The sequence below is a fragment of the Ruegeria sp. AD2(2025) genome, from assembly GCF_056542385.1.
In genome coordinates, this window is sequence record NZ_JBQFZS010000044.1 from 1 (window position 1) to 765 (window position 765).

The following is a 765-nucleotide window of genomic DNA, read 5'->3' on the forward strand; positions in this document are numbered from 1 at the left end:
AAGCCGTTCGTCCGAGCGCCCCGCGATCGGGCTGCCCAGCGGAATGTCCTCGCCCGCGCCCAACCGCGTCAGCAGCGCCGCCAGCGCCGCCTGCAACACCATGAAAAGGCTCCCATTTCCACGCCGCGCGATCCCGGCCAGTGCCTTGTGTTGCGCCGCGTCGAGCGCGATCCGCACGATCCCGCCGCGGTGGCTCGGCACCGCTGGTCGGCGCCGGTCTGTCGGCAGATCGAGCTGCTCGGGCTGCCCGCGCAGCGCCTCGGTCCAGTAGCCCAGCTGCCGCGCCGCGAGGCTGTCGGGGTCGCGCGCGTCGCCCAGAACCTCCCGCTGCCAGGCCGCATAGTCCGAATATTGCACCGGCAACGGCGTCCAATCCGGCGCCGAACCGCCCCGCCGCGCCGCATAAGCCTGCCGCAAATCCCGCGCCAGAGGCTCGAACGACCAACCGTCGCCAGCGATATGATGCATCAGCAGAAGCAGCACATGGCGGTCGGGAGAAATCTGAAAAAGCGTCGCCCGAATGGGAAATTCCCTCTCCAGATCAAAGGCATGCCCCGCGGCCCCCGCAATCGCCGCCTCGACCTCTCCGGGCCCGACACGCATCAGCTCGAACCGGCCCCTGCTCTTGCGCGTTGCATGCACCACCTGCCGAACGCCCCCATCACCCTCTGCAAAAGTCGTCCGCAACACCTCGTGCCGATCCAGCACATCGAAAAACGCTCCCTCCAACGCGTCGACATCCAGATCGCCAGAAAGCTCGAGCAC

General features: G+C 68.0%; 1 protein-coding gene. It reads right to left on the reverse strand.

All coding sequences use genetic code 11. The features are described from left to right. Positions 1 to 765: condensation domain-containing protein (locus ACR1XV_RS21440; RefSeq protein ID WP_480535062.1), on the reverse strand; the 765-nt coding region annotated here is incomplete at both ends.